The following is a 15,153-nucleotide window of genomic DNA, read 5'->3' as shown; positions in this document are numbered from 1 at the left end:
CGCATCGGGTGCCTTGCGGACGGGGTCGGCGGTCGACAGGGGGTCAGGCACATCCAGACCGCTGGCGGTGTGCGGTCGGCCGGCGTCGCAATGTCAGGATGAGCCTGACCCCGGCTGGCTGGCGACCGCCGCAACGGGTGCGCTCACCCCTGGCATGGGCGTCGAGCCAGCGGGCCAGGTCGGCCTCGGGCATGGGCCGGGCGATGGCGTAGCCCTGGGCCCGGTCGCAGCCCAGGCGCACGAGGGTGGAGGTGTCGTCGGGGTGCTCGACCCCCTTGGCCACCACCTCGAGCCCCAGGTTGTGGCCGAGGTCGATCATGGAGCGGACGATCGTGTAGGCGCCGCCCCGCTGGTGCAGGTCGGCCACGAACGAGCGGTCGACCTTGAGCTCGGTGAGGGGCAGGTCCCGGATGTAGGTCAGCGACGAGTACCCCGTGCCGAAGTCGTCGACCGACGTCCCGACGCCCAGGGCCTGGGAGGCCCGGAACTGGGCCAGGGCGACCGACGGGTCGTCCATGATCTCGCTCTCGGTCAGCTCGACGACGAGGTGCCGCGGGTCGAGGCCGGCGTCCCCGAGGGCCCGCTCGAGCTCGCCGAGGAGCTCGGTGTCGAACAGGTTCCGGACCGACAGGTTGACGGCGACGCCGACGTCGTGGCCGTCGGCCCGCAGGGCGGCGGTGGCCCGCGTGGCCTCGCGCATGACCCACCGGGCGATGGGCCGGGTGGCGCCGACAGGGCGGCCAGGCCGATGAAGTCGTCGGGCATGACGAGCCCGTGCTCGGGGTGCTGCCAGCGCACCAGGGCCTCGGTGCGGGTGACGGCGCCGGTGTGGAGGTCGAGGACGGGCTGGTAGTGGAGGACGAGCTGGCCGGTCGGCACCGCCTCGCGGAGGTCGCCGATGAGCGTCAGGCGGGCGACGCTCGAGCGGTCCTGGTCGGCCCGGTAGACGGCCGGGCCGGTGCCGGCCCGCTTGGCGACGTACATGGCGACGTCGGCCCGGCGGATGAGCTCGTCGGCGTCGGAGGCGTGGTCGGGGACGAGGGCGATGCCGATGCTGACGTTGGTCTGGAGGCGCACCTCGTCGATGGTGAAGGGCTCGCTCAGGGCGCTCGTCACCAGCTCGGCGGTGGCCCGGGCGGCCATCTCGTCGACCTCGGGGCCGCTCAGGACGATGGCGAACTCGTCGCCGCCGAGCCGGGCCACGAAGGTGGGTCGGAGCAGCCCCTCCAGGCGGTCGGACAGGGCGACGAGCAGGCGGTCGCCGACGCCGTGGCCGAGGGCGTCGTTGACCTCCTTGAACTGGTCGAGGTCCATGAGCAGCACGGCCGTCCGCTCGCCCTCGCCGACGGTCTCCCGGAGGTGCTCGTCGAGCGACGCCCGGTTGGGGAGCCCGGTCAGGGCGTCGTGGAGGGCCTGGCGCCGCAGGGCGCGGGCGGCCTGGGCCACCTTGGTGGTGTCCTGGAGCGAGATGGCCACCAGGTCACCCGGGAGGCGGAACCCCTGCACGGTCACGCTGCGGGTGGCCTCGCCGTCGCCGATCGCCATGTCGTCGAGCCGGATGGCCCGCCCCGAGCGGCTGACCTCGCGGAGCTGCTCGACGAGCCGGGGCGTGAGGGTCGGCAGCGCCTCCACCAGCAGCCAGCCACCGGCCCGGGCCCAGGACCCGGCGAGGTAGCCGTCGGAGGCGGGGTTGGCGGCCCGGACCCGGAACGCCCCGGCCTCGGCGTCGCTCCCGGGCCCGGTGGCGTCGGCGTCCCAGGCCGCCACGACCAGGGCCAGGTCGATGTGCTCGACGATGTCGGCGTACTGCTGCGAGGTCTGCTCGATCGACCGCTGGCGGGTGACGTCGAGGGTGACGCCGTGGAGCTCGACGACCCGACCGGACGCGTCGGTGACGACCGTGACCCGGTCGAGGACGTGCACCTCGGAGCCGTCGGCGTGGATCATCCGGCACCCGACCTCGTGGTCGCGGCGGGCCGCGATGGCCTCGACGGTCTCCTCCAGGACCCGGAGCCGGTCGTCGCGGTGGATGTGGCCGAGCCAGAACCCGTCGGCCCGCCACCCCTCGGGGGCGATGCCGAGGAGGGCGGCGGCCCGGCCGCTCACGTAGGTGATCTCGTAGGTCGTCGGGTCCTTGGTCCAGAGCACGGCGTCGAGGTCGTCGACCAGGCCCGTGAGGCGGATCCGCAGCTGCTCCTCCCCGTCGACCAGGCTGCCCACCCCGATGAGGATCAGGGCGCCGGCGAGGGTGAAGCTGACGGCCGGCACACCTGTCCCGGAGATGACGTCGGCCAGGTCGAGGACGCCGAGGGCGACGGTGGCGACGAGGGTGGCGGCGGCCGCCGGTCGCGTCGCCCCGGCGGCGGCCCTGACCCACCACGCTCGGTGTGTCCACGGACGCTCCACGTGAGGGGCCTCCGGCTGGGGGTCGACCGGGGCCCGGCACCTACGCTGGCGCCCGCACCGAGGACCCCCTCAGGAGGAGAAACGTGACCGTCCACGAGCGCCCCTTCGGCCGAACCTACGAGGACTTCAAGGTCGGGGACGTCTATCGGCACTGGCCGGGCAAGACGATCACGGAGTACGACGACCACCTCTTCTGCATGATCACCATGAACCACCACCCCCTCCACACCAACGACTGGTACGCGGAGAAGGCGCCCCAGGGCCGCAACGTGGTGGTCGGCAACCTCGTCTACTCGCTGGTGCTGGGCATGAGCGTCCCCGACGTGTCGGGCCAGGCCGTGGCCAACCTCGAGGTCGAGGTGCTCAAGCACGCCAAGCCCACCTTCCACGGCGACACCATCCACGCCGAGACCCGCGTGCTCGACAAGAAGCTGACCTCCAAGGGCGACCGCGGCATCGTCACCGTCGAGACCAAGGGCATCAACCAGCGGGGCGAGGAGGTCTGCTACTTCAAGCGCAAGGTGATGGTGTGGACCGAGGCCGAGGCGCCGCAGCGGCCCCGCCCCTACGACGTCGACTCCGTGTGGAGCGACGCCGAGTCCAGCGGCTGACGTGACCCCGCTCGACGGGCGCGTCCCCGAGTCCGCCGCCGCCGGCTTCTCCGCCGGCGCCGACGACTACGAGCGGGGCCGCCCGTCGTACCCGGCCGACGCCGTCGGCCTGCTGTGCCGCGAGCTGGCGATCGGCCCCGGCGCCCGGGTCCTCGACCTGGCCGCCGGGACGGGGAAGCTGACCCGCCTGCTCGTCCCCACCGGCGCCGAGGTCGTCGCCGTCGAGCCCGTGGCCGAGATGCGCGAGCGCCTCCGCGCCAACGTGCCGTCGGCCATGGTGCTCGACGGCACCGCCGAGCGGCTCCCGCTCCCCGACGCCTCGGTCGACGCCGTGACGGTGGCCCAGGCCTTCCACTGGTTCGACGCCGAGGCCGCCCTGCGGGAGATCGCATGGGTCCTCCGCCCCGGGGGCGGCCTGGGCCTGATCTGGAACGAGCGCGACACCCGCGAGCCGTGGGTCGCCGAGCTCAGCCGGCTCATCCGGTGGGACGAGCGGGGCGAGCACCGGGTGCCGTACACGACCGAGGTCGACTGGGCCGCCCGCATCGACGGCCTCGACGTCCCCTTCGGCCCCGTCCGCCGCCACGACACGACCTACCGCCAGCCCATGGACCCCGACACCCTCGTGGCCCGGGTGCTCTCCACGTCGTACATCGCGTCGCGCCCCACGGCCGAGCGCGAGCGCCTCGCGGTGAAGATCCGCGAGCTCGTCGCCGACCTGGGCGACACCTTCGACCTGCCCTACGAGACGGTCGTCTACTGGTGCCGCCGAGAGGTGTGACCGACGCGGGGCTCGTCGTGGAGCTGGCGGCGTGGTTCGGGGTGTCAGCGCGGGACCTTCCCTGGCGGCGGACCCGCGACCCCTGGGCGATCCTCGTCTCCGAGCTCATGCTCCAGCAGACCGGGGTGACCCGGGTCGAGCCCCGCTTCGCCGCCTTCCTCGACCGCTTCCCGACGCCGGCCGCCTGCGCCGCCGTGCCCGCGGGCGACGTCGTCGAGGAGTGGCAGGGGCTGGGCTACAACCGTCGGGCGGTCAACCTCCACCGGTGTGCCGTCGCCGTCGTCGCCGACCACGCTGGCGCCCTCCCGACGACCCTCGAGGGGCTCCTGGCGCTCCCCGGCGTGGGCCCCTACACCGCCCGGGCCGTGCTGGCCTTCGCCCACGAGCAGCCGGTGGCGTGCATGGACGTCAACGTCACCCGGGCCCTGTCCCGCCTCGTCGGGCGGCCCGTCGACCAGGCCACGGCCGACGCCCTGGCGGTCATCGCCGACGGGCACGCCCCGGGCGGGGCGTGGGCCTGGAACCAGGCCGTCATGGAGCTGGGGGCGACGATGTGCCGGCCCCGTCCGGCGTGCGACCGGTGCCCGGTGGCGGCCCGCTGCACGTGGCGGGGGAGCGGTGCGCCCGACCCGTGGGTGCGGCAGAGGCCGCAGTCCCGGTTCGAGGGGAGCGACCGCCAGGGCCGGGGCCGCCTCGTCGACGCGCTCCGCGCCGGTGCGGTCGCCGCCGGCGACGTCCCCGCCGCCATGGGCTGGCCCGACGACGTCGACCGGGCCACCCGCGTCGCCGCCACCCTGGTGGCCGACGGCCTCGCCGTCGTCGACCCGACGACGGGCACCTGGCACCTCCCGTAGCGGGGGCGGGGTGGGTCCGACCCGCCCCCGGCCGTCAGCCGGTGAGGGAGGAGCGGCCGTCGGTGCGCCACCAGCTGGCGGTGAGCTGGAGGCCCTCGATCGACCCCCGGGGCGACATCTCCTCCCACAGGCGCTTGTAGCCGGTGGCCGCGATCAGCCAGCGGCCGTCGACCTTGACGTAGGTGTCCTCGTAGAACGCCGCCCCCCGGATGGTGAGGTCGTAGTCGAGGAGGTGGACGGTGTCCTCGAGCGCCCACGTGCCGGTGGCCCGGTCGGGGCCGTCGAGGTCGATCTCGGGGTGGTGGCAGTGGTGCGAGGAGTGGAACGTCTCGGACCCCATCGTGCGCCGCAGGAAGTCCATCACCGCGTCACGCCCGGAGTGGGCGTTGGCCCCCCCGGAGTAGGTCGCCTCCACGTCGGGCGTCAGCAGCGTCTCCATCGTGTCCCACAGCTTCTGGTCGAGGCAGCGCAGGTAGGCGTACTTGAGCCGCTCGATCAGGTGGATCTCCACGAGGTCGTCGGGGGTGAGGCCGGGGGCGCTCATGCGGGGGTCTCCTCGGTGAGGAAGGCGGTGACGAGGGGGTTGACGAGCTCGGGCGCCTCGACGTGCAGGAAGTGCCCGACCCCGTCCAGCACCTGGGCCCGCGAGCCGGGCGCCGGCAGCTGGGCCTCGGCGCCGGTGACGAGCTCGGCGCCGAGGCAGCCGTCGGTCGCGCCGTGCAGGTAGAGGGTGGCGACCGGCGTCGGCGTCATCCACCCGGCCTGGGGGGCGTCGAGGTCGGGGCTGGTGGGGCCGTCGCCCAGCGTCGCCCGGTAGTAGCCGAGGGCGGCGGCCAGGTTGGCCGGGTCCCGGAGGGCGTCCTTCACCGCCGGCAGGTCGTCGCCGGCGTCGTGGCCGGGCGACCAGTCGGCCCACAGCCGGTCGATGAAGGCCAGGTCGTCGCCGGCCACCACGCCCTCGGCGAGGGGGCTCTGGAAGAAGAACATGTACCAGCTGCGCCGGAGCTGGTCGTAGGACGTGAACCCGCCGAACATGGCCCCGGCCGGGGGCACGGCCATGGTGACGGCCCGGCGCCAGCGGTCGGGCTCCCAGCCGACGGCGGCGTAGGTCGCCATGGCGCCCCAGTCGTGCCCGACGATCACGGCCCGGTCGTCGGCCCCGAGGGCCTCGTGGAGGCGGCTGGCGTCGCGGGCGAGGGCGCCCACCTGGTACAGCCCGTCGGCCGGCACCGACGTCGGGGCGTAGCCCCGGAGCCACGGGGCCACCGGGCGGAACCCGGCGGCGGTCAGGTCGGGGATCAGGTGGCGCCACGTCGGCGCCGCGTCGGGGAAGCCGTGCAGCAGGAGCGCGAGGGGCGCGGAGGCATCGGCCGCCGGGTCGGTGAGCCAGGCGACGTCGAGGTCGCCCAGGTCGGTGCGCTCGATCGCCAGGCCGGAGGCGGTGTCGGTGTCCATCGGGCGGGACGGTAGCGGGGCGCCGGTCACCCCGTTCCGCGTGACCACGTTCACGATCGCTCGCGCCAGGGATCGTGGCGCTTGCCGTCGTATCTGAGATTCCTGTCACACACAGTCCAGGCACCGGTCACCGCGACTACGGTGCGGCGCCACCTGGGGCGGGTGACAAGGGGACAGCGCATGGTCGACATCACGTTCTGGGGAGTCCGAGGTTCGACCCCCTGTCCGTGCGACGCCAACCGCCGCTACGGCGGCAACACCGCCTGCGTCTCGATCGAGCGCCCCGGCCGCCTCCCCATCATCCTCGACCTCGGCACCGGTCTCCGGTTCTTCGGCCAGACCCAGCCCTGCGACGGCACCTTCGCCGGGCACGCCTTCGTCACCCACATCCACTGGGACCATGTCCAGGGCCTGCCGTTCTTCGTGCCCGTCCTCGCCCCCGGCGCCCACCTCACCGTGCGCGCCCCGCGCCCGCAGTCGGACCTCAGCCTGGCCGAGGCGTTCGGCCAGTTCCTCCGGCCGCCGTACTTCCCCGTCACCGCCGAGCAGCTCCACGGCCACATCGACTTCGTGGACTTCGACGACGGCGACACCGTCGAGGTCGACGGGGCCACCGTCACCGCCCGCACCGTGCCCCACGTGGGCGCCACCAACGGCTACCGGGTCGAGGTCGACGGCGTCGTCATCGCCTACATCAGCGACCACCAGCAGCCCGTCGACGGCACCGACCGGATCGCCGAGGGGGCGCTGGCCCTGTGCGAGGGCGCCGACCTGGTCATCCACGACGCCCAGTTCACGCCGGACGACTTCTCGGGCAAGTCCGACTGGGGCCACTGCACCGTCGACTACGCCGTCCACGTGGCCGCCACCGCCGGTGCCTCCCGCCTGGCCCTCTTCCACCACGACCCCGAGCGCCACGACGAGGGCGTCGACGCCCTGCTGCGCCATGCCCGCCAGGAGGGCGCGGCGCGGGGCCTGGCCGAGGTCATCGCCGCCGCCGAGGGCACCACGGTGTCGCTGCACCGCCGCCCCGAGACCCCGTCCGGCCCCACGGTCCGGCCGGTCGCGGTCGACTCCGACGGGGTGGCGTCCCGGGGTGCGGTGGCCGCCGGCCGCCGCTAGCGGCCCCCTCTCCACCCCCGTGGACCTGGCCGAGGACCCCGACCACGAGGCCGTCGCCGCCGGGGTCCGGGCCGTGTGCGCCGAGTTCGACGACGACTACTGGGCCGGCTGCGACCGCGACCACCGGTTCCCGTGGGAGTTCTACGACGCCATGGTCGCCGGCGGGTGGGTCGGCGTCGCCATCCCGGAGCGCTTCGGCGGCGGCGGGTGCGGGATCACCGAGGCCGCCATCCTCATGCGGGAGGTGGCGGCGTCGGGGGCGGCCATGAACGGGTGCACCGCCCTGCACCTCACCGTCTTCGGGCTCGAGCCGGTCGTCCGGTTCGGGAGCGAGCGGTTGCAGGAGGCGTTCCTCCCGCGCGCCGCCGCCGGCGACCTCCACGTCGCCTTCGGCGTCACCGAGCCGACCGCCGGCACCGACACGTCGCGCATCGCCACCCGGGCCACGCCCGACGCGACGATCGGGGAGGACGGCGGCTGGCGCATCTCGGGCCAGAAGATCTGGACCTCCAAGGCCGAGGAGTCCGAGGTGTGCCTGCTGCTGGCCCGCACCGGCGAGGCCGAGGCCGGGCTCGACGGGCTGAGCCTCTTCCTCGTCGACCTCGATCCCGCCCACGTCACCGTCCGGCCCATCCCCAAGACGGCCCGCAACGCCGTCGGCAGCTGCGAGGTGTTCTACGACGAGCTCCCGGTCGAGGGCTGGCGCCTGGTGGGCGAGGAGGGCCGGGGCTTCCGGCACCTGCTGAGCGGGCTCAACCCGGAGCGCATCCTGATCGCGGCGGAGGCCATCGGCACCGGGCTGGCCGCCCTCCGGCGGGGCATCGCCTACGCCAAGGAGCGCCAGGTCTTCGGCCGCCCGATCGGCGCCAACCAGGCCCTCAGCCACCCGCTGGCCGACGCCCACGCCCGGCTGCGGGCGGCCTGGCTGATGGTGCAGCTGGCGGCCTGGCGCTACGACCACGGCCTCCCGTGCGGGGAGGAGGCCAACACGGCCAAGTACCTCGCCGCCGAGGCCGGCTTCGACGCCTGCGACCGCGTCCTCCAGGTGCACGGCGGGCTGGGGTTCGCCGAGGAGTACCACGTCGGCCGCTACTGGCGCGAGGCCCGCATCATGAGGGTCGCCCCGGTGAGCCAGGAGATGACCCTCAACTACCTGGCCCAGCAGGTCCTGGGCTTGCCTCGGTCCTACTGAGCCCCGCCTAACGTGACGGCGTGTCAGATCACCCCACTGCCATCGACCCCTCGAAGTTCCGGACGGTGCTCGGCCACTTCCCGACGGGGGTGACGGTCATCTCGGCCGAGGACGACGCCGGCAAGGTCGGCCTGGCGGTGGGCTCGTTCTTCTCGGTGTCGCTGGATCCGCCGCTGGTCGGGTTCGCGGCCGGGAGCCAGTCGTCGAGCTGGCCCCGCATCCGCGAGGCGGGCCGCTTCTGCGTCAACGTGCTCGGCGACCACCAGGAGGACGTCTGCCGGGTCTTCGCCGGCAAGGGCGAGGACAAGTTCGCCGGCATCGGCTACGACGCCGCCCCCTGGTCCGGCGCCCCCCGCATCCACGACGTGGTGGCCTGGATCGACTGCGAGCTCGAGGCCGTCCACCCCGCCGGCGACCACGACCTGGTCGTCGGCCGGGTCCACGACCTCGCCGTCGCCGACGACGTCAAGGCCCATCCCCTCATCTTCTACCGAGGCGGCTACGCCTCGTTGGAACGCTGACGAGAAGGGTCGAGCACGTCCGCTGACTCCGGCTGGGGTGGCGGGGCGGGGTCGGCGGACGTGGCTCCGCCTCGTTGGAGCGCTAGGCCTCGACCTCGAGGGCGGTCAGGAGGAAGGCGAGGGTCTCGGCCTCGCGGCGCCAGGCGTCGTAGCGGCCGGAGGGGCCGCCGTGGCCGGCGCCCAGCTCGACCCGGAAGATCACCGGACGATCGGGGGAGGGCTCGGTCCGCTCCCGGAGGCGCTGCACCCAGATGGCCGGCTCGTGGACGCCGACCCGGGGGTCGTGCAGCCCGCCCGTCGCCAGCACGACCGGGTAGGGCCCGGTGCCGACGTTCTCGGTGGGGCTGTAGGCCCGCATGGTGGCGAACACCTCGGGGTCGGTGATGGGGTTGCCCCACTCCTCCCACTCGGTGGCGGTGAGGGGCGCGTCGGGGTCGAGGATCGTGGCCAGGGCGTCGACGAACGGCACCTCGGCCACCACGGCCCGGAACCGCTCCGGGGCCAGGTTGGTGGCGGCGCCGACGAGGAGGCCGCCGGCCGACCCGCCCCGGATGGCGATGCGGTCGGGGGCGCACCAGCCGGCGTCGGCCAGGTGGTCGGCCGCCGCCACCAGGTCGGAGAACGAGTGGGGCTTGGCCAGGAGCTTCCCGTCCTCGTACCAGGAGCGGCCCATCTCGCCCCCGCCCCGCACGTGGGCGATGGCGAACACGACGCCCCGGTCGAGGAGCGACAGCCGGGGGATGGAGAACCACGGGTCCATGCTGATCTCGTAGGCGCCGTACGCGTGGAGCACGAGCGGGGCGGCGCCGTCGAGGGCGTGGTCGGCCCGGCAGGCGAGCGACACCGGGACGAGGGTGCCGTCGGCCGCCGGGGCCCACACCTGCTCGGTCCGGTAGCGGGCGGGGTCGAAGTCCCCCAGGACCGGGGTCTGCTTGAGCTGGACCCGCTCACCGGTGGCCAGGTCCTCCTCGAGCACCGTCCCCGGGGTGGTCAGCGACTGGTACGAGAACCGGTAGCGGGTGGTGTCCCACTCCTCGTTGGCCCCGCCGCCCAACGAGTAGCCGGCGTCGGGGAAGGTGAGGTCGCGGCTCGCGGCGGCGACGGCGTCGAGGGCGGGCGGGTCCTCGCCCTCGAGGGCGGCCCCGTCGATCACCCGCAGGGCGGGGCGGCCGCCGGTGCGCAGGTGCACGACGAGGTGGGCGGCGAAGGCCTCGACGCCGACGATCCGGGTCCCCGGCTGGTGGGGGATGATCGGCTGCCACCGGCCCCGGTCGGCGGCCGCCAGGGGCGCCCGCCACAGGGCGAAGTCCAGGGCCTCGTCGTTGGACACCAGGTACAGCCAGTGGCCGTGGTGGGCGGCCTGGACCTCGACGCCGTGGCGGCGGGGGATCGCCAGGGTGGCCCCGTCCTCGATGGCGTGGGCGTCGACGAGGTGCAGCTCGGAGGTGATGGCGCTGCTCACGTCGATGGTGATCAGGTCGCCGCTGCGGCTGGCCCCGACGCCGACCCAGAACCGGTCGTCGGGCTCCTCGAGGAGGAGCGAGTCCTCGGCGCCGGCGGGGTCGGAGCCGAGGAAGTGGGAGTGGACGCGCCACGGCCGCTGGGACGGGTCGAGGGTCGTGTAGCAGAACCCGGAGCTGTCGGCGGCCCACCCGAAGCCGTAGGACACGTTGGCGATGGCCACGTCGAGGTCGGCGCCGGTGCGGAGGTCGCGCACCCGGAGCTCGTGGGCCTCGGAGCCGTCGTGGTCGACGGCGTAGGCGAGGAGCCAGCCGTCGGGGCTGATGTCGGCCACCCCCAGCGACAGGTAGGGGTGGCCCTCGGCCAGCGCGTTCTCGTCCAGGATGACCACCGGATCGGCGTCGGGGACCGGGCCCGACCCGTCGCCGGCGTCGGGGCGCCGCTCGTGGATGGCGTAGGACGCGCCCTCGACGGTGCGGGACTGGTACCACCACGCCCCCTTGCGGTGCGGGACGGAGAGGTCGTCCTCCTGCGTCCGCTCGCGGATCTCGCCCTCGATCCGGTCGACCAGCGGCTCCAGCGGCGCCAGGACCGCATCGGCGTGGGCGTCCTCGGCCTCCAGCAGGGGCAGGAGGGCGGGGTCGTCGTGGTGGCGCAGCCAGCCCAGGTCGTCGGCGTCGGTGGTGCCGTGGCGGGTCCGGGTGGCGGGACGGCGCTCGGCCACGGGCGGGTCCGCGGTGGCGAAGCGGAGGACGGCGGGTGGCTCGGGGGCCCTGTCGGTCACCCGCCCGACGATACGGTCGGCCCATGCCCATCTACGCCCTCGGCGACCAGGAGCCCTCGATCCACCCGGACGCCTACGTGCACCCCGACGCCGTCGTCATCGGCTCGGTGACCATCGGCGCCGGGTCGTCGGTGTGGCCCACGGCGGTGATCCGGGGCGACGACGGCCACATCGTGATCGGCGCCCGGACCAGCATCCAGGACGGCACGATCATCCACACCACGCCGTACACCCCGACCACGGTCGGCGACGACTGCGTGATCGGCCACAACGTGCACCTCGAGGGTTGCACCGTCGAGGACGGGGCCCTCGTGGGGTCGGGCTCGGTCGTGCTGCACAACGCCGTCGTCCGCTCCGAGGCCCTGGTCGGGGCCAACGCCCTGGTCCCCAACAACATGGAGGTCCCGAGCCGGGCCATGGCCCTCGGCGTCCCGGCGGTGATCAAGGAGGGCCGGGTCGACCCCGACACCATGATCAAGCTCGGTGCCAAGGCCTACACCGACCGCATCCCCCGCTACCGCGACGAGCTCCGCCGCCTGGACTGAGGACCGGCGGGGCGCCAGCCGAGCGGTCAGGCCGACCCGGCGCCGGTCAGGCCGACGCCAGCTCGACCAGGCGCAGCTCGCCCCGCTCGGCGCGGTGGCGGGCCCACGTGCCGACGACGGGATCGCCGGAGAGCACGACCACCTGGGTGTGGTCGGCCAGCCGGGCGACCAGGTCGAGGAGGTCGCACAGGTCGTCGGCGGCCAGGCCGACGAGGGCCTCGTCGAGCACGAGGGGGGCGACGCTGGCGGTGCCGTCGGGCCGGAGCATCGCCACCCGGCGCATGAGGGCGGCCCGGGCCCGGTCGACGTCGGCGCCGCCCCCGTCGTCGAGGCGGGCCAGCCGGTCGGCCACGGCGTCGAGCCGCCGGCGGGCGGCGGTCACGGCGGCGTCGTCGGGGAGGTCCGCGAGCCGGGCCTGGAGGGTGGCCCGCCGTCGGGCGACGAGGCGGGCCGCGGGGTCGTCGGGGAGGGCCTCGCCGGCCTGCGGCGCGGGTCCCGACCCGCGCCTGCGGCGCAGACCCAGGGCGGCGGTGAGCGCGGGTCCGGGGCCATCGGCCCCGACGGTGACGTCGGCCGCCCGGGCCAGGGCGGTCAGCTCCTGGTCGCAGGTCCCCACCTCGGCGCGCGCCTCGGCCTGGGCTCGCTCGACCTCGCCCCGGGCCCGGTCGAGGGCGGCACGGGCGTCGGCCTCGGCCCGCTGGCGGTCGGCGTCGCGCCCGGGATCGGGGTCCCGGCCGCCGACGCGCCGCACGACGTCGAGGGCGGCCAGCACGCTGGTGGCCAGCGGTCCGCCGGCGGCCCGCGGGTCGCCCGCCGCCGGCGTCGGGGGCAGGTGGGGATCGTCGACGACGCGCAGCACCGCAGCGGTGCGGTCGAGCGTGTCCTCGGCCGCCTGCCGGCGACGGAGCAGCTCGTCGATGCGGGGCGCGGCGGCGGCGACGGCCTCGAGGTCGGGCGTCCGCTCGTCACCCGAGGCCGCGGCGGGTCCCGCCGGCCCGGCCCCACCCCCCAGCTCGGCCACCAGCCGGGACCGCTCGGCGGCGCCGGCCTCCAGGGTCGCCAGCTCGCGCTCCAGCTCCCGGTGGGCGAGGGTCGCGGCCGCCCGCTCGGCGGCGACGGCGGCGTCGGGCGGACCGTCACCCAGGCCCAGGTCGGCGGGGCCGACGACGACGAGGCGCGCCACCTCGGCCACGGCCTCGGGCCCGGCGGGCGCGTCGTCGGCGGTCGTGCCGGGCTCGATCCGCCCCCGCCGGCCGAGGTCGTCCCGCACCAGGACCGTCGCCGGGCCCGCTCCGGCGAGACCGGTGACCAGGAGGTCGGCCAGCCGGGTGCGGGACGCGGCGTCGACCCCGGTCACGACCGTGACCCGTTCGTCGAGGCGCAGGCTGACGGGCCCGTCGGGATGGGGGATGAGCAGCTCGTCGACCAGCACCACGCTGCCGATCGGCCGCGACGGAGCCGTCCTGAGCGGTGGGGTCAGGCCTCGCTGCTCAGGTAGTCGAGGAGCGGCACCGCACCGATGTTCCGGATCACGGCGAAGGCCACGATCACGGCGATGACGCCCAGCCAGCCCCGCTGCGAGAGCTGCGGGGCCCGCAGGAGGGCGGGCCACGACGGGCCCGCGGTCGCCCGCCGCCGGGCCAGGGTGACGCGGACGGCGTGGACCATCCAGATGCCCCAGGCGAGGGCCAGCAGGGGGAGCACGATGGTGAGCATGGCGTTGTGGTCGAACGCCGTCTCGATGTCGCCGTTGGTCAGGGCGTGCACGGCGCGCGTCCCGCCGCAGCCCGGGCAGTCCAGCCCGGTCAGCTCCTTCAGGGGGCACCCGGGGAACACCCCGCCGCCGGTGGTGGGGTCGTTCCACGCCGTGTAGGCGGTGGCCAGGCCGACGAGCCCGCCGACGAGGGCGGGCGGGGCCCACGGCCTCCAGGCCCGGAGGCGGTCGAGCGCCGACGGACCGCTCGGGGCGGGCGGCCAGGTCGGGTCGGGCCCGGTCCGGGCGCCGGGATCGGTCGTCGCCGTCACGCCGGCCACTGTACGGGAGGGGGCCGCCCGGCGGGAGCGCACCGGGGTCGGGTCACCGCCGCCTGGCTACGGCACGGCGTGCCCGGCGGCGATGGCCTCGTCCATCTCCCGGCCCCGCTCGAGGGCCCGCCCGATCTCCATGGCCAGGTCCGGGTACTTGGTCATGAGCGTGGCGTAGATGAGGGTCTGCTCCTCGAGCAGGTCGGCGTCGGGGGCCAGGGTGGCGGCGGCGCCCTCGAGGTACAGCATCTGCTTGGTCAGGAGCACCAGCTCGCGGGGGATGCGGACCCGGTACCGGACCATCGAGCGGATCATGGTGTCCATCAGCTCGCCCAGCTGGGCGGTCACCACGCCCTCCTGGACGAACGGCTCGTAGAGCTCCTGGATCGTGCGGGCCATGTCGTCCACGTCGACGTCGGGCGGGACCGAGCCGAACGACCGGAGGGCACGCACCATCGCCGGGTAGTCGTTGGTCGTCACCGCCATCAGGTACGTCGCCAGGCGGGTCCGGGTCGACTCGGTCAGGCGGCCGACGATGCCGAAGTCGAACAGGACGAAGGTGCCGTCGGGCAGGACGGTCATGTTCCCGGCGTGGAGGTCGCCGTGGAAGAACCCGTGGACGAGGACCCCCTCGACGACCGTCTGCACGCCGAGCCGCAGCAGCCGCTCGGTGTCGATGCCGGCGGCGTGCATGGCCTCGACGTCGCCGAACTGCAGCCCGTCGATGCGCTCCATGGTGAGCACCCGCCGACCCACCAGGTCGTGGTGCACCTCGGGGACCCGGCAGTCGTCGATCTGCGACTCGACGAGGATGCGCCGCATCCGGTCCATGTTCTCGGCCTCGAGCCGGAAGTCCATCTCCTCGTGGAGGGTGCGGGCGAAGTCCTCGGCCAGGGCGCGGGGCGAGCCGACCGACGCCTGGGGGATGCGCTCCAGCAGCTCGCACACGATGAGCAGGGCGCGCAGCTCGTCACGGACCTGCTCGTCGAGGCGGGGCCGCTGCACCTTGACCACCACGTGCCGCCCGTCGAGCAGACGGGCGCCGTGGACCTGGGCGATGGAGGCGGCGGCGAGGGGCTCGTCGTCGAAGGCGGAGAACACGCTGGCGACGGGTCGGCCCAGGTCCTCCTCCACGATCCGTCGGGCCACCGCGGTCGGGAAGGGCGGCACCCGGTCGCGCAGCGAGCCGAACTCGTCGCGCCAGTCGGGCGGGAACAGGCCCGGGCTGGACGCGATCACCTGGCCGACCTTGACGAAGGTGGGACCCAGCTCGGTGAAGGCCGTGCGCAGGCGGCGGGGGAGGGGGTCGCCGACCCGGGCCAGGTGGCGGGCGAAGGTGGCGGTGATGTCGGCGGACCGCCAGGCGATGCCACCCCGTGATGCCGCCAGAGCCATG

General features: G+C 74.8%; 14 protein-coding genes and 1 pseudogene. 7 read left to right on the top strand and 8 right to left on the bottom strand.

Features of this window, described 5'->3' with window-relative positions; all coding sequences use genetic code 11:
- Positions 1-43: 43 nt before the first annotated feature.
- A complete protein-coding gene (locus HC251_RS25715) occupies positions 44-700 on the bottom strand; it encodes an EAL domain-containing protein (protein ID WP_255566459.1) in 657 nt (218 codons plus the stop codon).
- A gap of 47 nt (positions 701-747) precedes the next feature.
- Positions 748-2,106, bottom strand: a pseudogene (locus HC251_RS17065) (diguanylate cyclase domain-containing protein); the annotation flags it as partial.
- A gap of 383 nt (positions 2,107-2,489) precedes the next feature.
- On the opposite strand from HC251_RS17065, the gene HC251_RS17060 reads away from it, so the two are divergent.
- The 3 genes from HC251_RS17060 to HC251_RS17050 are packed head-to-tail and all read left to right on the top strand — an operon-like array spanning position 2,490 to position 4,652.
- Positions 2,490-3,017 carry a MaoC family dehydratase gene (locus tag HC251_RS17060; RefSeq protein WP_219941810.1) on the top strand — a complete coding sequence of 176 codons (528 nt, stop codon included), beginning with the start codon at positions 2,490-2,492 and terminating at the stop codon, positions 3,015-3,017.
- A gap of 1 nt (position 3,018) precedes the next feature.
- Complete coding sequence (locus tag HC251_RS17055) at positions 3,019-3,798, top strand: class I SAM-dependent methyltransferase (protein ID WP_219941809.1); 780 nt, start codon at positions 3,019-3,021, stop codon at positions 3,796-3,798.
- Complete coding sequence (locus tag HC251_RS17050) at positions 3,780-4,652, top strand: A/G-specific adenine glycosylase (RefSeq protein ID WP_219941808.1); 873 nt, start codon at positions 3,780-3,782, stop codon at positions 4,650-4,652. Before HC251_RS17055 ends, HC251_RS17050 begins: the two co-directional genes overlap by 19 nt.
- 34 nt (positions 4,653-4,686) lie before the next feature.
- Here HC251_RS17050 and HC251_RS17045 read toward each other — a convergent pair whose 3' ends face one another.
- Together HC251_RS17045 and HC251_RS17040 are read right to left on the bottom strand one after the other, a co-directional pair.
- Positions 4,687-5,196, bottom strand: a complete 510-nt coding sequence (locus tag HC251_RS17045; protein ID WP_219941807.1) for a nuclear transport factor 2 family protein — start codon at positions 5,194-5,196, stop codon at positions 4,687-4,689.
- Positions 5,193-6,107, bottom strand: coding sequence for an alpha/beta fold hydrolase (locus HC251_RS17040; RefSeq protein ID WP_219941806.1), 915 nt, complete (start codon positions 6,105-6,107; stop codon positions 5,193-5,195). Before HC251_RS17040 ends, HC251_RS17045 begins: the two co-directional genes overlap by 4 nt.
- A 180-nt stretch (positions 6,108-6,287) precedes the next feature.
- Between HC251_RS17040 and HC251_RS17035 the strand changes: the two genes are divergently transcribed.
- From HC251_RS17035 to HC251_RS17025, 3 genes are read left to right on the top strand one after another with little or no spacing between them, the layout of a single operon-like run.
- Positions 6,288-7,229, top strand: a complete 942-nt coding sequence (locus HC251_RS17035) for an MBL fold metallo-hydrolase (RefSeq protein ID WP_219941805.1) — start codon at positions 6,288-6,290, stop codon at positions 7,227-7,229.
- 19 nt (positions 7,230-7,248) lie between these two features.
- Positions 7,249-8,421, top strand: coding sequence for an acyl-CoA dehydrogenase family protein (locus HC251_RS17030; protein ID WP_219941804.1), 1,173 nt, complete (start codon positions 7,249-7,251; stop codon positions 8,419-8,421).
- A gap of 20 nt (positions 8,422-8,441) precedes the next feature.
- A complete protein-coding gene (locus HC251_RS17025; RefSeq protein WP_219941803.1) occupies positions 8,442-8,942 on the top strand; it encodes a flavin reductase family protein in 501 nt (166 codons plus the stop codon).
- An 82-nt stretch (positions 8,943-9,024) separates the two neighbouring features.
- Here HC251_RS17025 and HC251_RS17020 read toward each other — a convergent pair whose 3' ends face one another.
- Positions 9,025-11,187: a S9 family peptidase gene (locus HC251_RS17020; RefSeq protein WP_219941802.1), complete on the bottom strand. Its 2,163-nt coding sequence runs from the start codon at positions 11,185-11,187 to the stop codon at positions 9,025-9,027.
- A gap of 23 nt (positions 11,188-11,210) precedes the next feature.
- Between HC251_RS17020 and HC251_RS17015 the strand changes: the two genes are divergently transcribed.
- Complete coding sequence (locus HC251_RS17015; RefSeq protein ID WP_219941801.1) at positions 11,211-11,732, top strand: gamma carbonic anhydrase family protein; 522 nt, start codon at positions 11,211-11,213, stop codon at positions 11,730-11,732.
- A gap of 46 nt (positions 11,733-11,778) precedes the next feature.
- Here HC251_RS17015 and HC251_RS17010 read toward each other — a convergent pair whose 3' ends face one another.
- The 3 genes from HC251_RS17010 to HC251_RS17000 all read right to left on the bottom strand — a co-directional run bounded on the left by HC251_RS17010 (position 11,779) and on the right by HC251_RS17000 (position 15,152).
- Complete coding sequence (locus tag HC251_RS17010; protein WP_219941800.1) at positions 11,779-13,167, bottom strand: hypothetical protein; 1,389 nt, start codon at positions 13,165-13,167, stop codon at positions 11,779-11,781.
- Between the two features lie 41 nt (positions 13,168-13,208).
- Positions 13,209-13,757: a DUF2752 domain-containing protein gene (locus HC251_RS17005; protein WP_219941799.1), complete on the bottom strand. Its 549-nt coding sequence runs from the start codon at positions 13,755-13,757 to the stop codon at positions 13,209-13,211.
- Positions 13,758-13,823: 66 nt separating this feature from the next.
- On the bottom strand, positions 13,824-15,152 hold the full coding sequence (locus tag HC251_RS17000; protein ID WP_219941798.1) for an AarF/ABC1/UbiB kinase family protein: 1,329 nt from the start codon (positions 15,150-15,152) through the stop codon (positions 13,824-13,826).
- Position 15,153: the final 1 nt, after the last annotated feature.

Source organism: Iamia sp. SCSIO 61187 (assembly GCF_019443745.1).
GTDB lineage: Bacteria > Actinomycetota > Acidimicrobiia > Acidimicrobiales > Iamiaceae > Iamia.
The sequence above is the reverse complement of the archived record's forward strand: the minus strand, read 5'-3'. Positions and strand labels throughout refer to the sequence as shown.